This window comes from Galbibacter sp. PAP.153 (assembly GCF_037029175.1).
Lineage (GTDB): Bacteria > Bacteroidota > Bacteroidia > Flavobacteriales > Flavobacteriaceae > Galbibacter > Galbibacter pacificus.
The window spans coordinates 58,608-79,390 of sequence record NZ_JAZEUN010000022.1; the positions used below are offsets into that span (position 1 = coordinate 58,608).

Sequence of the window (20,783 nt, forward strand, 5' to 3'; positions counted from 1 at the left end):
GTTGTGTTACTTTGCTTTTTAAGCAAATTTTTTCATTCAAAAGAAACAGATATGACAATTTACAATAAGAAAATATTACTATTGCTCGCGGGAGTAGTTTTATCATTTGTTTCATGCAACACAACATCCAATAATAAGGATGCCCCAGATGCAGTTGAAACAATAATTACAGAAGTGAAGGATGAATATGCGCCAGACAAAAGAGTTGCTATTTTTGATATTGAGGCCAAAAAAACAAAAGGCGGATATGTTTTAAAAGGAAGTTCCAACTTGCCAAAAGCGGTTAATGAATTTACCAAAAAGTTAACCGAAGCAAAAATACATTTTACAGATAGTATTGAAATGCTTCCGGCCACATCTTTAGAAGGAAAAACACAAGGAGTAATAAAACTTTCGGCAGCCAATTTACGGGGCAATCCAAAACATTCGGCAGAATTGGTAACACAGGGAACCTTGGGAATGCCCGTTAACATATACAAAAAGGAGGGAAGCTGGTACCTTGTGCAAACACCAGACCATTATATTGCATGGGTTGATTATGGGGGAGTAGAACCTATGGACAAAGAGGCTTTTGCAAAATGGAAAGCAGGCAAAAAACTTATATATACAAAAACTTCCGGAAATTCGTATGCCGAGGCCAATGGAGAAGCACAGGTAATATCTGACTTAGTGGCAGGAAATATTTTAAGTTTACAAGGCGAGAAAGGAAACTTTTACGAGGTAAAATATCCAGACGGGCGCACAGCCTATGTTTCTAAAAAAGAAGCAGTCCCATACAATGAATGGGTGCAATCGCTTGAACAGACCAAAGAGGACCTGGTATCTATCTCCAAAACATTGATGGGACTGCCGTATTTATGGGGAGGGACATCTCCAAAAGGAGTAGATTGTAGCGGGTTTACCAAAACCGTTTATTTTTTAAACGGAATGATTATTCCCAGAGATGCATCGCAACAAATACACGAAGGGATTTTGGTTGATGACAGCAAGGATTTTTCCAAGCTTCAACCTGGAGATTTGCTTTTCTTCGGAAAAAAAGCAACCGATTCTACAAAAGAGCGCGTCATACATGTAGGCATGTGGATAGGCAACAACGAGTTTATTCATTCGGCAGGGAGTGTCCATATAAGCAGTATGGACAAGAACGCCTCAAATTACGATGAATACAATTACAACCGTTATTTACGCTCCAAACGCATTTTAAATGAAGAAAGTAAAGGATTAATAGACTTGAAAGACAAGGAAGTTTTTTAAACGCTAAAACCCCGGGAATTTCCGGGGTTTTTATTTTTAAAGTTAAAAAAGAGAGATAAAAAAATTATTCATCCCACCAAAGAGTTCCGTATATACTGTCTTCTCCTCCAAACTGTCTTTGTACAGCATCCCTATAGTTGGTCTCATTATTAAAGGCTTCGTTATCTGGATAAGCCAATCGGGTTGGTACATTAACACCGTTCGGTTTTACCATAATGTCAGGTAGCCCTGTCCTGCGCCATTCGGCCCAAGCTTCATATCCAAACATATATAAATGTACCCAGCGCTGGGTGGCTATTTGTTCCATGGCATTAGCTGGATCGAATGCAACCTCAGGTTGAGCCATAAAATCTGTAACCTCTTCTGTACTTCCTGTCCATTGTTCAATGGAGCTTTCAATAGCCTGATTGTAATAAGTTTCAGTATCTCCAGTTATCCAACCCCTTTCAGAGGCTTCAGCCATTGCAAACTGTACCTGGGCATATGTTAATAAATAAACAGGAGCATCTTGGGCATAAATGGCATCTCCCAACAATGAATATTCTTCGGTACCAATATTATCTTCTTCTCCAAACAACAGGCCTACATATTCATCGCTATCACGAGCTGGATTCCCGTATATTGGCAGTCTGGGGTCATCTACAAGTTTCATTACACTAACGAGACTTTCAGTAAGTGCCCACCATTCCCTGTTGTCATTTTCAACCTGATCGTACCAGTAATTTTGATTATTGGCATCGGCTAAATGCTGAAAAAACAAATTATCGTCATTTGAGATAAAGACGCCGTCATTAACAGCATTGTTAAATTCTGCTTCTGCAGTTGCAGGATTTACTTCAGATAAACGAAGCGCCATCATCATACGAATGGTATTGGCAAATCTTTCCCATTTCCCCATATCTCCGTCATAGACAATATCGTTGGAGAGGTTTCCACTTACCATCATATCACTAGCTTCTTTTAGTTCTGCAAACAGGTCGGTGTATATGCTTTCTTGTGTGTCATAAGCGGGTGTGAAATCATCCACTCCCTGTAATGCTTCGCTATAAGGCACATCGCCCCACCGGTCTGTAATGTTCCAAAAATAATATGCTTTTAATATTTTGGCAACAGCCAATTGATTCTCAATGGGACCTTCATTAGCGGTAAGGTCGTCTGCATTCAATACTGCTTGAAGGTCGGCCAACGGCCCTTGATACCAGCTATAAAAACTGGTGCTTTGCTGTGGGTAAAGAGAGAGACCAACATATTGTGTTTCTGCTAAATATTGAGCCATAAACTCTCCTTGAGGGGAAGAACTAAGCCCTGGGAGCCATAATTCTGCCTGGGAAATTAACTGCATTCCGGAGGCTTGGCTCGGATCGTTGGTGGTTGTATTAATATCTTCGTCAAAATTGTTGCAGCCTGTAAGAACAGTTACTCCAAACAATATGGTTATATATAATTTTTTCATTTTTTGAGAGTTTAAAATGTGACGTTCAAATTTACACCGAATGACCTTACCGAAGGTAATTGACCAGATTCATACCAGCTTATGGCCTGGGCACCGGTTGAGATTTCAGATGGGTTAATGCCCTTAGGAGCTTTTTGCCATATCATTGCAGGGTTTCTTGCAATTAAAGCAAGGCTCATGGTGCTAAAGGGAAGTTTTTCCATAATCTTTTCCCCTAGGTTATATTGAACACGGACTTCCCTAAGTTTAACATAAGAAGCATCATAAAGCCATTCTTCGTAAATTCTTCTTCCAATTACATTTCTATAATAAGATCGGGCATCTACATACGCGGTAACATCTTCACCTGTTGATGCAGAAATTCCGGTGACTTTTACACCTCCGCCATCTTCAAGTGGATCACGGACGTTCATGCCATTATCATTGGTGGCAACGGTTAAAATATCCTGCCCGGTTCTAACCGACAACATTTTAGAACGGCTAAAGAACTGACCGCCTCCTTGGAAATCTATCATTGCGGCAATATTGAATTGTCCTATGCGGATATTATTTTGAAAACCGCCATTAAAATCTGGGAGAACGGTTCCAAAGTTATGAGTTGCATCGGTATATAGAGGCATATTCTCATCGTCCAAAAGTATTTTTCCAGAGGCCTCATCTCTTTGATACGCCTGTCCTACCAAGCTTCCAAAAGGCTCCCCTTCATATGAATTTAAATAACTTGTTACACTGGAATAAGTTGTGGACCCATAAGTATAAACGTCTATCCCCGGAGCCAGTTCTACAACTTCGCTATTGTTTTTGTTGATGTTGAACGTGAAATCCCATGAGAAATTATTATTTCTTACCGGGGCCGCATTTACCGAAAGTTCAAAACCATCGTTTTCAATCAAACCTGCGTTAATAATAGTAGAATCATATCCACTTGTTCCTGAGATATCCAAGTCGAGAATCTGATCTTTATTTTTCTGTTGATAATACGTAAAATCAAAACCTAAACGGTTATTAAAGAAATTTAGCTCTAACCCCGTTTCAAAAGAATTTGAAAAAGAAGGTTTTATGTTGGGGTTGTTAAGTTTATCTGGGACATACAAGGTACTCGTACCATTATAGACCGTTCCCACCTCATAAAAAGGAGTAGTAAGATATGGATCTAGATCGGATCCTGCTTTTGCATAACTTGCCCGGACTTTACCAAACGACAGCGGCTCCCATTCTAACAATTCGCTAAAAACAATACTCCCCGAAAAAGAAGGATACCAATAAGAGTTATTGTCATCGGGAAGCGTGGAAGAATTATCATTTCTTAAAGAGGCGTCTATAAAAAATGTCCCATCATACCCTAAAGAAACCAAGCTATAAAAACTGCGTATTTGTTTTTCAAGTAAATATGAATCTACTTCAGGTCTGTCTATGGAGGCATCTATATTGTAAAACCCAGGAGAGGATAATCCGCCAACGGTTGCTTGAGACAAATAGGTATACTCGCGATCATAAATATTGCCACCAACGGTTGCATCTAGCGATAATTTTTCCCATGATTTTTTGTATTGGGCCAAAAGTTCATAGTTAAACTCTTTATTTTGGTATTTTCCAATTGAAAAAGAGGGAACCCGAGTTCCTCCAAATGCTTGGCGGCTTTGAATGTTTTGTGTAAACATATCTGAACGGACAAAACCACTTATCTCCAGTTCGGGTATTATTTTGTATGAAACCCCAATATCGCCAAAGAAACGGTCACGATAATCATCGCTGGTATTTTCATAAGCTTCAAAATAGGGGTTATTCCAATAAAGAGGTTCGAAATCGGTTATTTCCCCGGTATTAGAATCGGGCCTACTTAAATTCCAATGCAGAAAAGTTCCATCGTCATATTTATAATTCCGTAACCGGTTCATGTCAACATTTCTTTGAAACCACTGTACCATGTAATTGGCACCATATTCTGAACCTTGTGATGGACGCCTTCCTTTATTTCCGGCATAATTTATATTAGAAGAAACAGTAACCTTGTCATTTAAGTCCAAACTAACGCTTAAGCCTACATTTGTTCTGTCTAGGTTAGTATTGGGTACAATCCCTTCAATTTGTGTGTTATTAAAACTTAAGCGAACGGAAGTATTTTCATTTCCGCCACTAATGCTAACATTGTTATTAAAGGTTGTTCCTGTATTGTAATAATTTTTTACATTATTGGGATGTGCCACAAAAGGTGATAGTTGGCCATATTCCGGATCTTGCGGATAAAAGCTGAATACTTGTCTCACAGGAGTACCGTCTAGTTTTGGCCCCCAGCTTTCATCTACACTCATATCTACATAAGGTTGACCGTTTGGAAGTGTCCTGAAAGTTTGACTGGAACCGCCTCCATACATATTTTGTAGCTCTATAAAGTTATATGCCGATTCGACTGAAAAAGTAGAAGAAAAATCAACACTTACTTTTTTTGGCCCTTTTTTTCCTTTTTTGGTGGTAATCATAATTACACCATACTGTCCGCGAATACCATACAGGGCAGAGGCAGCAGGCCCTTTTAAAACATTTACCGATTCAATATCGTTAGGGTTTACATCTTGTGCTAAGTTACCATAATCTGCCTGGTCGCTACCGGAAAAATTTGCATTGGAAATTGGAGTTCCATCAATGACGATTAATGGTTGGTCGCCTGCTCCAATGGAGTTAACTCCACGAATTTTAATTTTCTGGGTTCCCCCCATACTTGCCCCTGAAGCACCAGTAACCTGAACACCGGCAACACGCCCGGAGAGCGACCCTAATACGTTTTGTTCGTTGGTTAAGTTAAAATTTTCCCCGTCCACTTCTTGGGTAGCATATCCTAATGATTTTTTGTCTCGAGATATTCCCAAGGCAGTAACAACAACTTCGTCAAGCCCTTGCATGCTTTCCACTAATGCAATGTTGATAGTTGTTTGCCCGTTTACAGGTACTTCTTGAACAGCAAAGCCAATGGATGAAAATGATAAAACATCTCCTTGGTTTGTAGTAATGGAATAGTTTCCATCCATATCTGTAGAAGTGCCTTGATTGGTTCCTTTAATCATTACGGTAACGCCGGGTAATGGCATACCGTCACTTGCTACTGTAACCGTTCCTGTAATGGGGATCTCTTGCGCAGATAAACCCCAAAAAGGGACACATATCAGTAGCATAATTACTGAAATTTTGTAATTCATTTGTTTGAGTTTGTTAAGGTTAAATTGTTGTATATTTTAAAGATAGTTAAATATTTGTTATATTTTGTTTATGATATTGGATATTGAAATGAATTTAAAATGAATAAAAATTATTTAATTTATTTCATACAACTGTATTCTGTTTAAAAAGTAATAAAATGATTTTCGATACCATTTTTATAATTACCTATCTTTGCAGTTCAAAAAAAGAATTGTTTTGGCAAAAATTGGATCGATAGATGTAGGAGCGTTTCCACTTTTATTGGCACCTATGGAAGATGTTAGCGACCCACCGTTTCGGGCGTTATGCAAGGAGCAAGGTGCAGACGTGGTTTATACTGAATTTATTTCTTCGGAAGGATTAATACGCGATGCCGCAAAGAGCACGCAAAAACTGGATATTTACGAAAAGGAACGTCCGGTGGGTATCCAGATATTTGGAGCCGAACTGGATTCTATGCTACAGGCCATAGATATTGTGGAAAGGTCCAACCCCGATATTATTGATATTAATTTTGGCTGCCCGGTAAAAAAGGTGGTCTGTAAAAATGCCGGAGCCGGAATTTTAAGAGACATACCACTTATGGTAAAACTTACCGAAGAAATGGTAAAGCGCACTAAATTGCCGGTAACCGTAAAAACCCGCTTGGGCTGGGACAGCGATTCCGTTAAAATAGTTGAAGTAGCCGAAAGACTTCAAGATGTGGGTATTCAGGCCATATCCATTCACGGGCGGACAAGGGTGCAAATGTATAAGGGGAATGCCGATTGGCAACCGATAGCCGATGTAAAAAACAACCAGCGGATGCATATCCCCGTTTTTGGCAATGGTGATGTAGACACCCCCGAAATGGCACTTAAAATGCGCGATGAATATGGTCTTGACGGGGCAATGATTGGCCGTGCCAGTATTGGGTATCCTTGGTTTTTTAAAGAGGTAAAACATTTTTTTAATACAGGAGAACATTTGGCGCCACCAACAATTCAGGAACGTGTGGCGGCCGCCAGGAGGCACCTGGAAATGTCCATTGACTGGAAAGGCGATAAATTGGGCGTTTTTGAAACCAGGAGGCACTACACGAATTATTTTAAAGGAATACCGCATTTTAAGGAATACCGCATGAAAATGGTAACAAGCGACGATGCTGCCGATGTTTTTGCTGCCTTTGATGAGGTAGAGGAAAAATTTGCTGATTTTCAGTTTGTATAGTTTTTCGGACAGGTTTAGGTTGAGATGTTTTGAGGCATGATTGCTGACGGGAATAACTATTTTTAAAAGGCGCAAGGGGGCAACAGCAACAGCTACTTTCCCGATAGATGGGGCTCCCCTGTTTTTTAAAAATTACTTGTACTGGATAAGTTGTTTGTTGACCCGGCTGGATGCAATTTTGGCCGCTATGAATCCTAAAACAAAAATGGTCGCAAAGACAATGCCCACGTTAAGGAAATTGTACTCCACGGGATAGGCTAGGGTTGGCGTAAGCTTTATCCACTGAAACGTTATTTGGGTCCATACCAAAGCAGAGGCCAACAGAATGCCCACGATGCCCCCAACAGAAGTTACCAGCAAGCCCTGAAGGAAAAATATGCGCTTAAGCTTTTTAATGGAAACGCCCATACTGTAAAGGGTTGAGGCGTTGTCTTTTTTGTCCAGAATCATCATGATTATGGCCCCGACAACATTAAAGAGCGCTATAATTAGTACTAGCGTAAATATAAGATAGATAGCCAGATTTTCGGTATTCAGCATTTTGTAAAGCGAGTCGTTTAATTGTTGACGCGTTTTTAGGGAAACTTTTTCCTTGAGTATTTCTTTTATGGAACTGCTTACGGCATTGATATCGGCCAGGGGCTTTAATTTAAAGTTGATGCCCGTTATTTGGTTTTCATTTTTTTCTAACAGGGGCTGTACGGTAGAAAGGCGGGCAAATACGTATTTTTTATCGAGGTCGTCGTTTATGGAATACACGCCGGAAACGGTAACGGAAAGCTCGTTGTAGGGTTTTTTGGTGCCAGAAAGCCCGCTGGTAATACTTCCGTCGCCGGGTTTTGGGGCCAATATTTTTAGCGGACTCCTATAATCGTTAATACCGAGCCCCAATAAATTGGCTATGCCGAGCCCAGTAACTACTTGATAGGGATCTTTATTTATCCAGCTGCCATAATACAAAGTGCTATCTACATTGGTTACACGCGTATAATTACTGTCTACAGCTTTTATGTATGCTATGTGCTGGCGTTGCTTGTGGGTAAGAAAAATTCGTTCTTCAATTTCTTTTGAATAGCTTGCTATCCCTTCCAGGTTGTCTAATTTAGCCAATTCTTCTTTGGTAAGCGAAAAATATTTTCCCTTAGCGGTAACGGCCTTTAAGTCTGGGTCGAAGGTATTTGAAAACGAAAGGCTAAACGTTTTGAGCCCGGCAAAAGCCGATAATACAATAAATAAGGAGGCGGCCCCAATAACAATAACCAAAAAGGTCACAAAATTGATGATGTTGACCGCATTTTGGCTGCTTTTGGAAATCAAGTACCTTTTTGCTATGTATAGGGAAATATTCAAAAAAAATTAAGACTTCTTTCTTTTGTCCAACAGGTTGGGGTTTTCAATAGGGTTGTCGCTGCCTTTTAAGGATTGGTCAATCCGGTCGATGTATTCCAGAGAATCATCAATAAAAAATTCCAGTTCGGGCACACGCCTAAGCTGGTTTTTTGTTCGCTGCGATAATTCGTGTTTAATAAGCGGCTGGTTGGAGCGGATGCCCTTAATGAGCTCTTCGCTGTTGTTGTGCGGAAAAATGCTTACATATACCTTGGCCTGGGAAAGGTCGGATGTAACGTTTACCTTGGTAACACTAATTAAGGTTCCAGACATTCCCCCCTCCTTTGCTGCTCTTTGTAGAATTTCCGCCAAATCGCGTTGAATCACGCCACCGATCTTTTTCTGTCTGTTTGTTTCCATAATGCAAAAGTACGAGAATAATAAATACAATTTAAAGTATTATTTTTGAGGTAAGAATGAATTGTTCGGAGCGGTTGCCTAAAATTTTTAACTATAAGGGGTTAAAATCAATAAAAACAAAAAGTTTTAATAATGAATAAAATAGAACATTTGGGAATTGCGGTAAAAGACTTAACGGCCTCCAACACCTTGTTTCAACAGTTATTGGGCGTGGCAAATTACAAAACAGAAGAAGTTGCCACCGAAGGGGTCCGCACATCTTTTTTTAAAACCGGAGAAAGCAAGATAGAGCTTTTAGAGGCAATGACTAGAGACAGCCCAATTGCAAAATTTATTGAAAAAAGAGGCGAAGGGTTACATCATGTCGCCTTTGAAGTAGCCGATATCCAAGCAGAAATAAAAAGACTTAAAGATGAAGGGTTTACAGTTTTAAGCGAAACGCCCAAACGCGGTGCAGACAATAAATGGGTTGTATTTTTGCACCCAAAAACTACCAATGGGGTATTAATAGAATTATGCCAAGAGATAGAAACAGAAACGGAGTAAAACAAAAACCGTTAAAAGGTTTGCAGAGATTAAAAATATATAGTAATATTGCATCCGCAAATTGCAGGTCCCATAGCTCAGCTGGTTAGAGCACCTGACTCATAATCAGGGGGTCCATGGTTCGAGCCCATGTGGGACCACCAGTAAATTCAAGGCTTCGGAGAAATTCACTTCTGAAGCCTTTTTATTTGCACGCCATTTGCAATTCCTTAAAATTTTAACAGTTTTTAACAATAAAGTTAAGGATGATGAGGTTAAATTCATTGGCGTGTATCTCAAGATATTTTTATGAACCCTTCGTTATTGTCCAAAAGTTTCCGTTGGCTTTTTTTTCAATTTTTTGTCAGAATTAATGGCATCTCGAACCATTTTTTCAGAATTTTGAAGCTTGGATTCTTCTGTGCTGCTTGGTGGTCGAGTAAATCGTTTAAGTTATTCTTTGATGAATTTTCCCATTAAATATATATCTAGTAGTTTATACACCAACGAACTCAGTTGCTTTTACAGCTACAGCTTTTTCCAATTTCACGTTTAAATTGGCACAAATAATTTTTAAATCATTAATAGCTTGATTAGATGATTTTTTTTGATGCCATAACGTTGTATTTGGTAGATGATAGGTTTTAGGGTCATTACTGTTTTTAAATTTATCCATATAACCTAAATTTTCTAAAGTTGTTTTAACTTGAGTGTGTAATTTATCAACATCATAGGAAATCAATATATTTCCAATTGTTGTTCCCATAATTTTAAATTATTTTTTATAAAGTTACGAACAAGTATCAAGTATAAATTACGGTTTTCCTTAATGTTGTGTCTCTCCATTTTTGAGACACAATAAAAGTATAAAAATGGCCATATTAAGAGAAAATAAGATCAATAAGATGTCAATAATCATTTGATTTACAATGTTTTATTGATGAATGGAATCAAATAAAATCTCAGTCTATTTGCTCGATACAATATGTAACTTTCCTTATTTCATAAGGGCTAATAGGGTGTGAGATGCAAATGAGAAACAAAAAATTAGTGCTGTTTTTTTAAGCTGGTAATATCTTTTTCATTTTTTGGCTGATAGGTGATATTTAAGTTGAAATTAATAAAATCACTTAATCTGTTTTCCTTTTTCCGTTAGCCTATATAGTTGCTTACTACTTTTTGGTTTGTCCGGGATTGTCATTTCTATCAATTCTGCATCAATTGCCGGTTGTAAATAATTTTTTCTGAAATTTTCTCTGTCTGCTAAGCCAAGTAGCTCTTGTAACTCCTGTCTGTCATGCTCCTGAGTTATGACATTCAATAAGCGCTCAACTTGCGGGGTAATCTCTTCTGAGACAGGAAAAGTCATTTTAGAGAGGACAAGAATTAAATTCACATCTGGTTTTAATTTTATAATATTGTATACCATTATGGAAAAGCAGAAACAAATACTTATATATGAGGCCGAGAATGGCCAAACGCAGATAGATGTTAGGCTTGAAAAAGAGACAATTTGGTTAACTCAGGCGCAAATGATAGAGCTGTTCGATTCCAGTAAAGCTAATATTAGCGAGCATATTAAGCATATATTAAGTTCAGGTGAATTAGATGAAGAGGCAACTGTTCGGAATTTCCGAACAGTTCAACAAGAAGGAAATCGAAGCGTTACCAGAAATAGACTCCACTATAATTTGGATATGATTATATCTGTAGGCTATAGAGTTAATTCTAAAATTGCAAAATAGAGCTTGAGACTAAGCTACTAGAACAATTTAAGACTCAAAAGCAATACTTTTTACAAAACCTATTCATTTAAACTGCTTTTTATGTAAAGCAAAAAATGATAAAAATGCTATATAGAAACAACAAAAATAAATATATTTGCTTTCTATAAAGAGCAGGCATGGAGAGTTTATTATTAGAATTTCAGTCAAAAATTGCACAAATACCGTTAGATATACAACGTTATCTTGTTGACCAAATAGATTTAAGCAACAGGCTGATTGTCGTAAAAGGTGCAAGAGGTGCGGGAAAAACCACTTTGCTGTTACAGCTTACAAAATTGCATTTGCCACTGTCATCAAGCCTTTATGTGAGTTTAGACCACATCTATTTCTTTGAGAACAAACTGTACGATTTGGCGAAACAGTTTACCCAATTTGGAGGAACGCATTTATTGCTCGATGAGGTTCATAAATACCCCAATTGGTCAAGAGAAATAAAGCTGATCTACGATAATTTTCCGGAACTCAAGGTAATTTTTACTTCATCTTCAATGCTTGAAATCTATAGATCTGAATCGGATTTGAGCCGAAGAGCGGTTACGTATTACCTTAAAGAGCTGTCTTTTAGAGAGTTTATTACATTTGAAATCCAAAAATCATTTCAAAATTATACTTTCCAGGAAATTTTAGAGAACCACAACCAAATTGCCAGCCAACTTTTAGAAGAAATAAAACCCTTACCGTTATTTGAAAAATATTTAAAAATAGGCGTTTACCCTTATTACAAGGAAAATGAAACACTCTATCTCCAAAAACTGCAAAACACTATCAACCTCATTATAGAAATAGATATTAATGCGGTAGAATATTTGCAATATGATACCTTGATAAAGCTTAAAAAGCTATTGATAAGCGTGGCTTCGAGTGCCCCGTTTACCCCCAACATTACAAAACTGAGCGAAAAAGTAGGTGTTTCCCGCAATATGTTGGTGCAAAGCATAAAAATTTTGGAACGTGCGGCCTTGGTTAACGAGTTGTATAAAGATACTTCGGGCATTGGTGTATTGACCAAACCGGAAAAGCTGTATTTAAACAACAGTAACTTGATGTATGCCTTAGCAAAAGAAAATAGCAATATAGGGAATGTTCGGGAAACATTTTTCTTAAATCAATTTAAAGGATTACACGAAATAAACCGCTCAGAAATAGCCGATTTTTTAATTGATAAAACCTACACCTTTGAAATAGGTGGAAAAAACAAAGCCAAAAAGCAAATAGCAGGTACACAAAATGCCTATGTTGCAAAAGACGGCATAGAAATAGGTTTTGGAAACATCGTTCCTGTTTGGCTTTTTGGCTTTATGTATTAAATAAACAGATTTTGCAAAAAGTATTTTTTCTGTTGTTGGTATCCCACTAAGATACTTTTCTCTTTTTCTATTTTTTCATCAACGGACGAAAGAAAATTGGCAATTTTGGTTTGTTCTTCTGGACAGGGAATTCCAAAAGACAACTTCATTAATTCTTTTTTAGACATATTAAACCTTGTACTGCCTTGAGCCAAAGGCGTTATTTCTCGTCTTGTTGGGGCGCTTCTAAATAAAAACTGAGCAAATTCAGGTACTAAATCGTTAATGGAATTGGGACGATAACCAAAACAAAAACTATTCAAAAAGAGTTCTTCAACATTATTTAATAATACTGAGGAAGCGCCAATTTCATTTGGCGTTTCTGAAGAAGTGGTAAAAAATACGTCACCATATTGGACCTTATTTTGTTTTTCCCTTTACATAATCGAATTCGTTGGAGTTGATTTTTGACCCTTTAAATATTTGCATATACTGAATATACGGCTTGCCCTTTCCAAAATCGACCTTCGTTTTTCCCGTAAGACCATTAAAAGTTTGACCAATATTCCCCAATCTTTTCTTTTCCCAATTTGGGAAACCATTCCCGTTATCATTCTTGAGTCGTAATTGTTGAGTAAAAGTCTTTTGACTTAAACTTAGCATTAAGGACTCAAGATTTTCAATTATTTTGCTTTGGGTGTTTATCCGCTCATCCAAGAGAGAAAAAATTAGCTATTTTAGCTTGTTCTGTTAACGAGGGGGTAAAAATTTCGATATTACTTAAAGTTTCTTGTCCTATATTATATCTAGTGCTCCCCCCACTTTTAGATGTGACTTCTTTTCTTGAATGAGAAGTTTTTAAGAGGTAATTTAAAAATAAAGGATTGTATTCTTCAACTTTCTTACCACGAATTACAAAACCGCCAAATGTTGCAGGATTATGCTTATCTAGATAGACGTTTGATTGCCCCACTTCTTCTCTTGTTTCTGAACTTCGTTGGAACAAAATATCTCCATATTCCACAATATTTTTTTTAAACATGTCTTCAGGAATATTTACTTCCCCAATTATGTTATTTTGTAACAAACAGTCTTAAATTTTATGTCCGAGCAAAGGTAGCAACTCCAACTTGGTAATGATATAAACCAAAGACAGAGCTTCTCCTGTTGCTCTATGACCAGTAAAAAACTCATTTGTCGGTTTTAGAATTTTTATTTTATCAGCAAATTTCTTAGTAATCAAATTAAGGCCCGCAACGGTATCGAAAATAAAAGTTCCTTCCATGGCATTCAAGCGAGCTTGAATAAGGATATGACCTCCATCGGTGAGTTAAAAAGGAATTTCAACGCGTCTTTCAGATAGATCTTGTTGCCAAAAGCTAAAAAGGGAGTTAATTCCAAATAGGAAAAATGCATATAAGCTTTTCATAGTATGACGAGTACCATGAGGGTTTGTTACGGGAAAAAATAAGATTAATATCGAGTTGCCCGTCAACGGGATCAGGAGTAATGGCTAGCCTAATAATTATATCTTAGGCTTGAATATTTTGTCTTAATAAATTTCGGGCAACCTTAAATTAGAAAAATATTATTTTATATTTATACTGTATTTTAGCCAGTTTTAATGTAAGCTCGTAGTTTACGAAAGGACGTTCATCTAAGATTTTATAACCAACCTATCTCTAAATAATGAAAGTTTTACTTGTTGATGATCACTTTGTCGTAAGACAGGGCGTTTTTCTTATGTTGACCAATTACCTGAAAACCGTTACTATTTATCAGGCAGAAACAATTTCCGAGGCATATAACGGTCTTAATAATGAGTTTTTTGATTTATTGATTTTGGATGTACATTTTCCTAAAGGAAGTAGTTTAGAGTTGCTTCATTACACAAAGACCAAAGCTCCAAAAACTAAAATATTGATACTTTCTGGACTGAATGAAGAGCAATATGCCATACGCTATATTCAGGCCGGAGCGGATGGTTATTTAAACAAGATGAGCTCGGAAAAAGAAATTCATAATGCCCTTAATGCCATACTTGAAAACAAAAAATACATCAGTAAGGTTATAAAAGAAAAAATTACAGAATCCATATTGAATAAAAAGCCTTTGAATAAATTGGAAATCTTATCCAATAGAGAAATGGAAGTTGCCAGACTCTTATCCGGTGGAGAGGGAAATCTTGAAATAGCCAATCGGTTAAATTTGAGTACAACCACTGTGAGCACCTATAAATATAGAATTTTCGAAAAATTAAAAGTGACAAATGTCATTTCCTTAGTCTCCCTTTTCAAAATATATGATAATGGTAATTAAAAATCATTGTTTTATTTCAAATAGAAGTTTTATGAGAGTACCATAGCCTGAACGGCTTTCAATTTTTAATTCTCCCTGCATGATGATTAATAGCTCGGAAATAATTTTAATGCCTAACCCCTTATTTCTGGTCTTATAGGGTTCATTATCTATATTGGCTTGATAATCTCGGTAATAATTTAATTCTTTATCTGACATTCCATTACCGGTGTCAGCTATTGATATAATTAATGAGTTATCCATTTTGTAACAATCGAAAGTAATCTTACCATAGTAAGTATTCTTTACGGCATTATCCAGCAGATTGTGCAATATGATTGATAGGAACTCTTTATTGAGCATAATTTCCATATCATGCTTGACCTTATTAAATATAAATGTTTTTTGAAATTCAGCAATACCCTGGAATAAAGATATTTTAGTGTTTATGAGCTGATATAAATTAAACTTCCTTGATTGTACCCTTTCAGGATTGTTATAAACTTTTGTATATTCAAGCAAATTTGATATAAATTCTGTTAATTGATGAGAAGAAGTATAGACTGACTTGATATTATTTTTAAGTATCGGGCTTAAATCAAAGTTATCATAGGATTGTTTGCTTACATAAGCAATAAAATTTAACGGATTCTTTATATCATGAGTTATAGAGGCAATTAGATTTTTTTGACTTTCGTTTTGAATGCTTAATCTTGTTTTTGTTTTTCTTAGCTCCGTGATTGTATGGTTGAGTTGAATGGTATGTTCAAGAACTTTTTTGCGTAAAATGTTATTTTTATGACGAATAATTTTTAGACGTAGTTTAATCCCCAGTTGTATGATGATAAATAAGAGGAACACAATTCCTATTTTAAACCATAGTTTTTGATAGAAAGGAAATGGGATTTGAAATTTAAGATTTGCATGGATATAGTCCGCGTTGAAACCTGAGACTTTTCGTGCTGATAACGTATAATGCCCTGGATCTAAATTTGTGTAAGAGATTTTCATCTCTTCGGAGAGCTTCCCCCATTTCTCTTTGTTTAATCCCGGACCTTCAAGTTTAACTTCTATAGTTTGGTTGATTGCCTTACCATGATACGGACTGGATATGATAAAGGTAATTCTGTCAAAATTTTGATCGAGAATTAATTGATTTTGTGGATGAAGGTGCCTGCCATCTATTATGACGTCATCAAAAAATATCGGATTGTCTGGCAGGAGGGGGCGATTTTTAGAGATATCAGCTGTGACAATTCCTTCCATTGAAGGAAAATAAAGAAACTTTTCAAGAGCCATGTTACCCGAAGGAAAGCCGCCGCCATTGAATTCATTACTTAAGAAACCGTCTTGTTTATCGTATTGATAATAATAAATAGGGAGGAGGGGATCTTTTGTATAGCTGAGTAAATTTTTCTTTGAAACTTGAAAAAGCCCTTTGTTTGTAGATAGCCAAAAGTAACCTTTCTTATCATCAATAATATAATGTGTCGCACTTAGATATTTATTTTCATCCAAGGGGAAAGAAATTAATTTTTGCTGATCGTACATAAAGAAGCCTTTATCGTAGGAGGTGATCCATGTATAACCTGCTAAATTTTGAATGCCTCTGACATTAGCAGATGAGAGGCCCTTAATTTTTTCTGCTTTATCACTATTTGATTTTTGATCATACCGATATAAACCCCTGTCAGTACCAAATAAGAAGCAAGACTCGTCTCGGTAGATACAATTTATTTTGAAATCAAAAGAGGTTTTTTTGATCGGATGTTTTAGTGAGTCCAATACATTTATGGAATACAGGTTACCGAATCTTTCTCGCGAATTATAAGAACTTATCCATAACTGTTGTTGGGCGTCTAGGTATAAACTAGAGATAAGGTTGTCAAATTTCCATTGTTTAAAAGTCTTATAATTTGAATCCTTCTCAAATTCAAATAATACTCGATCTCTTTTCATCCACAAGTTTTTATGAGAATCCATGAGTATGAAATATTTATTTGCCTTTTTTAAGGAATACTGATGGCCTATTATTTTTTGTTCTTTTAGGAAAGCACCTGAGCTTGTTAAAAGGATGGAATCGTTAATCTTAGCAATACCATACTCGACATTTTCATGTTCATTGTTTCCGGTGAAGATACTTTGAAAATATTTTTTTTTTACAACACATAACCCTTTAGCAACACTTCCTAAATAAAAAATATTATTCTCTTCATCATAGTAGAGGGATCGGATTGATTGCGCTTTTAAATTAAAATCCTTTAGAATTAATTTTTTATGTATGGAACCGTCATCAATTTTCTTTACAAGAAATGTTTCCTTGTGCTCTGAATCATAAAAAAAAACCTGATCTGAAATGTGGTTCGTATAAACGCTCCAATTATGATTTTGAATGCTATCGCTTTTACAACTATCTATTCTACCATTTGATAACCGAAATAGCTTTCCATCAGTCAAAACGTGCAACTTTTTTTTATGTAAAAAGACTTGATCGGATTCTTTAAATTTAAAGGGGTATGAATAATTTTCAACTTCATTTTCAGAATATTCCCTGATGGTATCGTTAATGATTTCAAAAGAGTGAGGACTATTACGTTGCAGATGAATCTTCTTTTTGTTAGCTACATAGTGATCACTACTTGAAATATTTCCATACTTGAAAATTTTAAGTGCATTATGATGAATCCTTTTTTTCTTCAATGAGGAATCAGGAATTTGTTGAACCAAGTGATTATTAACAAGAAGAATTTGATTATGAGTATTAGAAATATAGATACTATCAGACGCAGGACTTCCATAAAAAAAATGCATTCTGTTAGAAGTAATTTCCGAAATGATCTCCCGATTGTAATTATTAAAATTCTGCCCATCGAAGCGAGAAAGACCATTTTCGGTGGAAAACCATATATAACCATAGGTATCGGCATAAATATCTTTAATACTATTTTGAGGGAGCGCCTCACTATCGGTATACCATTTGATTATGTACTTGCTTTCCTGAGCATTTGAAATCAAAATGAAAAAAAAATAAAGAAAGAATAGATGAAGCTGAAATAACTTGTTCGACATGGCAGCGTAGGTAAACTGTTTTTCAGAATAATTAGATGTTCATGGCTAAAATAAACGACTTAGGTACAAAGATAAACAGAACTAAATTAGAATCTAAGAAGAGTGTTTAAAGTGATCGTTATAAGGATATTATCTTCCTTTTTTCTCTCTTTTACTGAGGTAAAAAATCAGCAAAATCATAGTGTTTACTTCTTAATTTAATGAAAACTACAATTTTATCGCTTTTAAGCTATGTTGTGAAAGAATAACATGTCATTAAAATTCTACATTAATTGTAATGTTTTACTATGCTTGAAGAAATAAACAAGAATTAAAATTGTAGTGGTGATTCTTAATGGGAAGAACAAAATATAGGAATTTTAACAAATGGTTACTTATAACTTAAGAGTCTCTAAAATAAATAGTTTGATAATCAATTTAACTACTTAAATATGATAATACCATTACACACTTTATAGCACAATAGAAAAAGCTTCTAAAAGCTAAGAATACCATAAACCCCCCATTCCGTCAAAATTATCCTTTGCCAAATAAAATCACAAGGGAGAAGTCTTTATAACCTTAAATATTTTATAAGAGCGCTTCAATGGAAGTCGCTTCCTTGGATATAATAAAGAGTTTAAAAATCTAAAGCTTTATTAATGAATTTAATAATAAATAGTAATTTCAGAGGGAAATACCTTTTGTATTTAATTTCCTTTTTCATTTATCTGTGCTCGAACAGTGCTTTATCACAAGTTCCTTTTGAATGCGATGGATCTGCTTATCTCGTCAGTGCGGTCAATCCCAACCCATCCATATTGCAAATTGTTGATGCGACGGACCCCAATATAGTAACGGCAACCTTGACCCCTTCGCTTCCGGACAGGTATAATGGTATCGGATATAATTTTGAAGATAATTTAATATACGGGATGGTACAGGGAGATAATTCTTCTTTAAATGCTGCCGATATCGTTCAGATAGATGCACAAGGAACAGTGAATGGGTTAGGAGCTCCAACTCCGATAGCCGGACAAGTGCCGGGTTTACCTGTGTGGACCGGTGCCGGAACTCAACGGGTACAATATGCAGCGGGTGTTATGGGAACAGGTAATAAATTATATACCTTTTCCCTTGATGGTACCTCGGCAAGATACATAGTAACGGTGGATATAGCCGCTATGACCTATACGACAAAAAGATTAGAATTTGATAATACACAAGTTGATATTGCTTTTTCATCTTTGACGGGTTTATTATACGGTGTGACTGGAAATCAGGTCATAAGTACTGATCCTACAACAGGGGATCAGGAAATTATAAGCTTGGCATCAGGATCTGCTGCGGTACCAGGAAGTGCAGGAGGCGCCTGGAATGATGTTCAGGGGCGGGTTTATTTTTATTCCAACGGAACCGCACCCAATCGTTTATACAGATATGATCCTCAGACAAGTTTGTTGATCGATTTAACGGCAGTGAATCCCTATGGGACTTTTGATGCTACGGCCTGTTTCCCTACAACTTTAGAAAAAAAAATAGACAAACCGGCAAATGGGATTGCTCCGGGGGATATTGTGGAGGTGGAGTTCAGTATATACAACAGCCAGGCATTACCACAAACGTATGATTTTGAAGATATTCTTCAATCCTCAGATTTAAGTTGGATATCGGGTTCCGTTACGCCGGCATCGCCCGGGGGAGGGACTGTTTCATTTAACGGGCAAACATTAACGATATCTGATATGGTTGTTGATCCTATAGCAACTACCGGTGGTGAGCCCTTAACGTTTACGGTTTCATTTGAAGTTTCAGAAGATGCCTCTGCACTGGCTTGTTATTCCAATCAGGCTACTATAACTACGGGCGGGTTGACTATATATAGTGATAATCCCGATACTTTGGAAGAGGTTGATCCAACAGATTTTTGTCTTACCCTTTGTGAAATCAATGCTCCTGTAGGTGGCGGAAATCAATACGGATGTGCTGAAACGGGAAATATTCCCTTACTAACAGCAACTGCTACGGTAGAAGCCGGGCAAACTTTGACTTGGTATGATGCTCTGACAGGAGGAAATATAGTTACAGATCCCTCTTTAAATTCTGTAGGAGAAATCATCTATTATGCGGAGGCCGATGACGGTAACTGCACCAGTGCCCGGACTCCTGTATTTTTAAAAATTGAAAACAGTCCTGAAATTAACAACCCGGGCGATGAAGTGATTTGTGAGAGCTACACATTTCCGGAGATTACAGGAACCAATCTCAGTGGTAATGAGGCATACTATAGCGGTGCGAACGGTACTGGCACTAAATATCTCCCTGGCGATAGTATTGACAACATAGGGAATAATACCTTTTATATATTTGATCAAATAGAAGCCAGAGATAATTGTGAAGGAAGTTTAACTACAGTATCCAATACGGATTATGTAATCGATAATTTATATGATTCCGGAACTCATTATCAGTATCCTGAGACTTTTGATCCGGGCTTTTGGGATGGGACTGCAAGCCAACAAATTTTATATGATGTGCCCGGAGCTCCTACGGGATCACAGATATATTTGGGAGCTGTTGGTGATATATCATTAGGGGATACGTCAGCTTGTTTTGGTAATGAGGTTAATATTGAGGCACAGATGAATGTTACGAATCAAGGTCCCGGAGACGGGGCTGGATTTTCAGGTAGACTAGTAATCATAAACACGAACACGGATCAGAGTTTATATTCAAGTTCACTTACATATGATTATCCTGCAAATCTAACAACAACAGTAATGGTTTCAGGGGTTGTTCCCGTCGGGGAAGTGGAGGCCGGAAATATCGCAATAATGATGGTCGTTGAAACATTTCACAAAACATCAAAAAATTGGGTGCTTTCCGATTTTAGTGCGAATTATCAATTCTTCCCGGAAAGCCTGCCTGCTTGCTCAGACGAAGAAACATTTACTGTAGATATTATAGAATCTCCTACTA

At 36.7% G+C, this 20,783-nt stretch carries 15 protein-coding genes, 1 tRNA gene and 2 pseudogenes; 8 read left to right on the top strand and 10 right to left on the bottom strand.

What is annotated here, in order from left to right:
- Positions 1–51 precede the first annotated feature (51 nt).
- Complete coding sequence (locus tag UXI14_RS14315) at positions 52–1,254, top strand: NlpC/P60 family protein (RefSeq protein ID WP_335966726.1); 1,203 nt, start codon at positions 52–54, stop codon at positions 1,252–1,254.
- Positions 1,255–1,318: 64 nt separating this feature from the next.
- Here the strand turns inward: UXI14_RS14315 and UXI14_RS14320 are convergent, their stop codons facing one another.
- Both UXI14_RS14320 and UXI14_RS14325 read right to left on the bottom strand, forming a co-directional pair.
- Positions 1,319–2,707: a SusD/RagB family nutrient-binding outer membrane lipoprotein gene (locus UXI14_RS14320; RefSeq protein WP_335966727.1), complete on the bottom strand. Its 1,389-nt coding sequence runs from the start codon at positions 2,705–2,707 to the stop codon at positions 1,319–1,321.
- Between the two features lie 11 nt (positions 2,708–2,718).
- Positions 2,719–5,901: a SusC/RagA family TonB-linked outer membrane protein gene (locus UXI14_RS14325; RefSeq protein WP_335966728.1), complete on the bottom strand. Its 3,183-nt coding sequence runs from the start codon at positions 5,899–5,901 to the stop codon at positions 2,719–2,721.
- A 217-nt stretch (positions 5,902–6,118) separates the two neighbouring features.
- Here UXI14_RS14325 and dusB point away from each other — a divergent pair, with 217 nt between their 5' ends.
- Positions 6,119–7,111 carry a tRNA dihydrouridine synthase DusB gene (gene dusB, locus UXI14_RS14330; RefSeq protein ID WP_277900166.1) on the top strand — a complete coding sequence of 331 codons (993 nt, stop codon included), beginning with the start codon at positions 6,119–6,121 and terminating at the stop codon, positions 7,109–7,111.
- Positions 7,112–7,243: 132 nt separating this feature from the next.
- Here dusB and UXI14_RS14335 read toward each other — a convergent pair whose 3' ends face one another.
- Positions 7,244–8,461, bottom strand: a complete 1,218-nt coding sequence (locus UXI14_RS14335) for an FtsX-like permease family protein (RefSeq protein WP_277900165.1) — start codon at positions 8,459–8,461, stop codon at positions 7,244–7,246.
- Between the two features lie 6 nt (positions 8,462–8,467).
- On the bottom strand, positions 8,468–8,860 hold the full coding sequence (rbfA, locus tag UXI14_RS14340; protein WP_277900164.1) for a 30S ribosome-binding factor RbfA: 393 nt from the start codon (positions 8,858–8,860) through the stop codon (positions 8,468–8,470).
- A 132-nt stretch (positions 8,861–8,992) separates the two neighbouring features.
- On the opposite strand from rbfA, the gene mce reads away from it, so the two are divergent.
- Together mce and UXI14_RS14350 are read left to right on the top strand one after the other, a co-directional pair.
- On the top strand, positions 8,993–9,406 hold the full coding sequence (gene mce, locus UXI14_RS14345; RefSeq protein ID WP_277900163.1) for a methylmalonyl-CoA epimerase: 414 nt from the start codon (positions 8,993–8,995) through the stop codon (positions 9,404–9,406).
- Positions 9,407–9,472: 66 nt separating this feature from the next.
- Positions 9,473–9,549 (top strand) — tRNA-Ile (locus tag UXI14_RS14350).
- Positions 9,550–9,881: 332 nt separating this feature from the next.
- Here UXI14_RS14350 and UXI14_RS14355 read toward each other — a convergent pair.
- A complete protein-coding gene (locus UXI14_RS14355; RefSeq protein WP_277900147.1) occupies positions 9,882–10,151 on the bottom strand; it encodes a hypothetical protein in 270 nt (89 codons plus the stop codon).
- Positions 10,152–10,511: 360 nt separating this feature from the next.
- Positions 10,512–10,781 (bottom strand): Fic family protein, encoded by a 270-nt coding sequence (locus tag UXI14_RS14360; protein WP_277900146.1) that lies wholly within the window; start codon positions 10,779–10,781, stop codon positions 10,512–10,514.
- A 34-nt stretch (positions 10,782–10,815) separates the two neighbouring features.
- Here UXI14_RS14360 and rhuM point away from each other — a divergent pair, with 34 nt between their 5' ends.
- Complete coding sequence (rhuM, locus tag UXI14_RS14365; RefSeq protein ID WP_335966729.1) at positions 10,816–11,130, top strand: RhuM family protein; 315 nt, start codon at positions 10,816–10,818, stop codon at positions 11,128–11,130.
- Positions 11,131–11,288: 158 nt separating this feature from the next.
- Entirely contained in the window at positions 11,289–12,479 is a 1,191-nt protein-coding gene (locus UXI14_RS14370; protein ID WP_335966731.1) for an AAA family ATPase, read from the top strand.
- Here UXI14_RS14370 and UXI14_RS14375 read toward each other — a convergent pair.
- The 3 genes and pseudogenes from UXI14_RS14375 to UXI14_RS14385 form a co-directional block, all read right to left on the bottom strand.
- Positions 12,476–12,874: pseudogene (locus UXI14_RS14375) on the bottom strand (restriction endonuclease subunit S); the annotation flags it as partial. The gene UXI14_RS14370 and the pseudogene UXI14_RS14375 sit on opposite strands and share 4 nt — an antisense overlap.
- A 293-nt stretch (positions 12,875–13,167) precedes the next feature.
- Entirely contained in the window at positions 13,168–13,545 is a 378-nt protein-coding gene (locus UXI14_RS14380) for a restriction endonuclease subunit S (RefSeq protein WP_335966732.1), read from the bottom strand.
- Positions 13,546–13,551: 6 nt separating this feature from the next.
- Positions 13,552–13,743, bottom strand: a complete 192-nt coding sequence (locus tag UXI14_RS14385) for a hypothetical protein (RefSeq protein ID WP_335966733.1) — start codon at positions 13,741–13,743, stop codon at positions 13,552–13,554.
- 404 nt (positions 13,744–14,147) lie between these two features.
- Between UXI14_RS14385 and UXI14_RS14390 the strand changes: the two genes are divergently transcribed.
- On the top strand, positions 14,148–14,777 hold the full coding sequence (locus UXI14_RS14390; protein ID WP_335966734.1) for a response regulator transcription factor: 630 nt from the start codon (positions 14,148–14,150) through the stop codon (positions 14,775–14,777).
- A 3-nt stretch (positions 14,778–14,780) separates the two neighbouring features.
- On the opposite strand, the gene UXI14_RS14395 is transcribed toward UXI14_RS14390, so the two are convergent.
- Positions 14,781–17,825, bottom strand: a complete 3,045-nt coding sequence (locus UXI14_RS14395; protein ID WP_335966735.1) for an ATP-binding protein — start codon at positions 17,823–17,825, stop codon at positions 14,781–14,783.
- A 641-nt stretch (positions 17,826–18,466) separates the two neighbouring features.
- Here UXI14_RS14395 and UXI14_RS14400 point away from each other — a divergent pair.
- Positions 18,467–20,783: pseudogene (locus UXI14_RS14400) on the top strand (hypothetical protein); the annotation flags it as partial.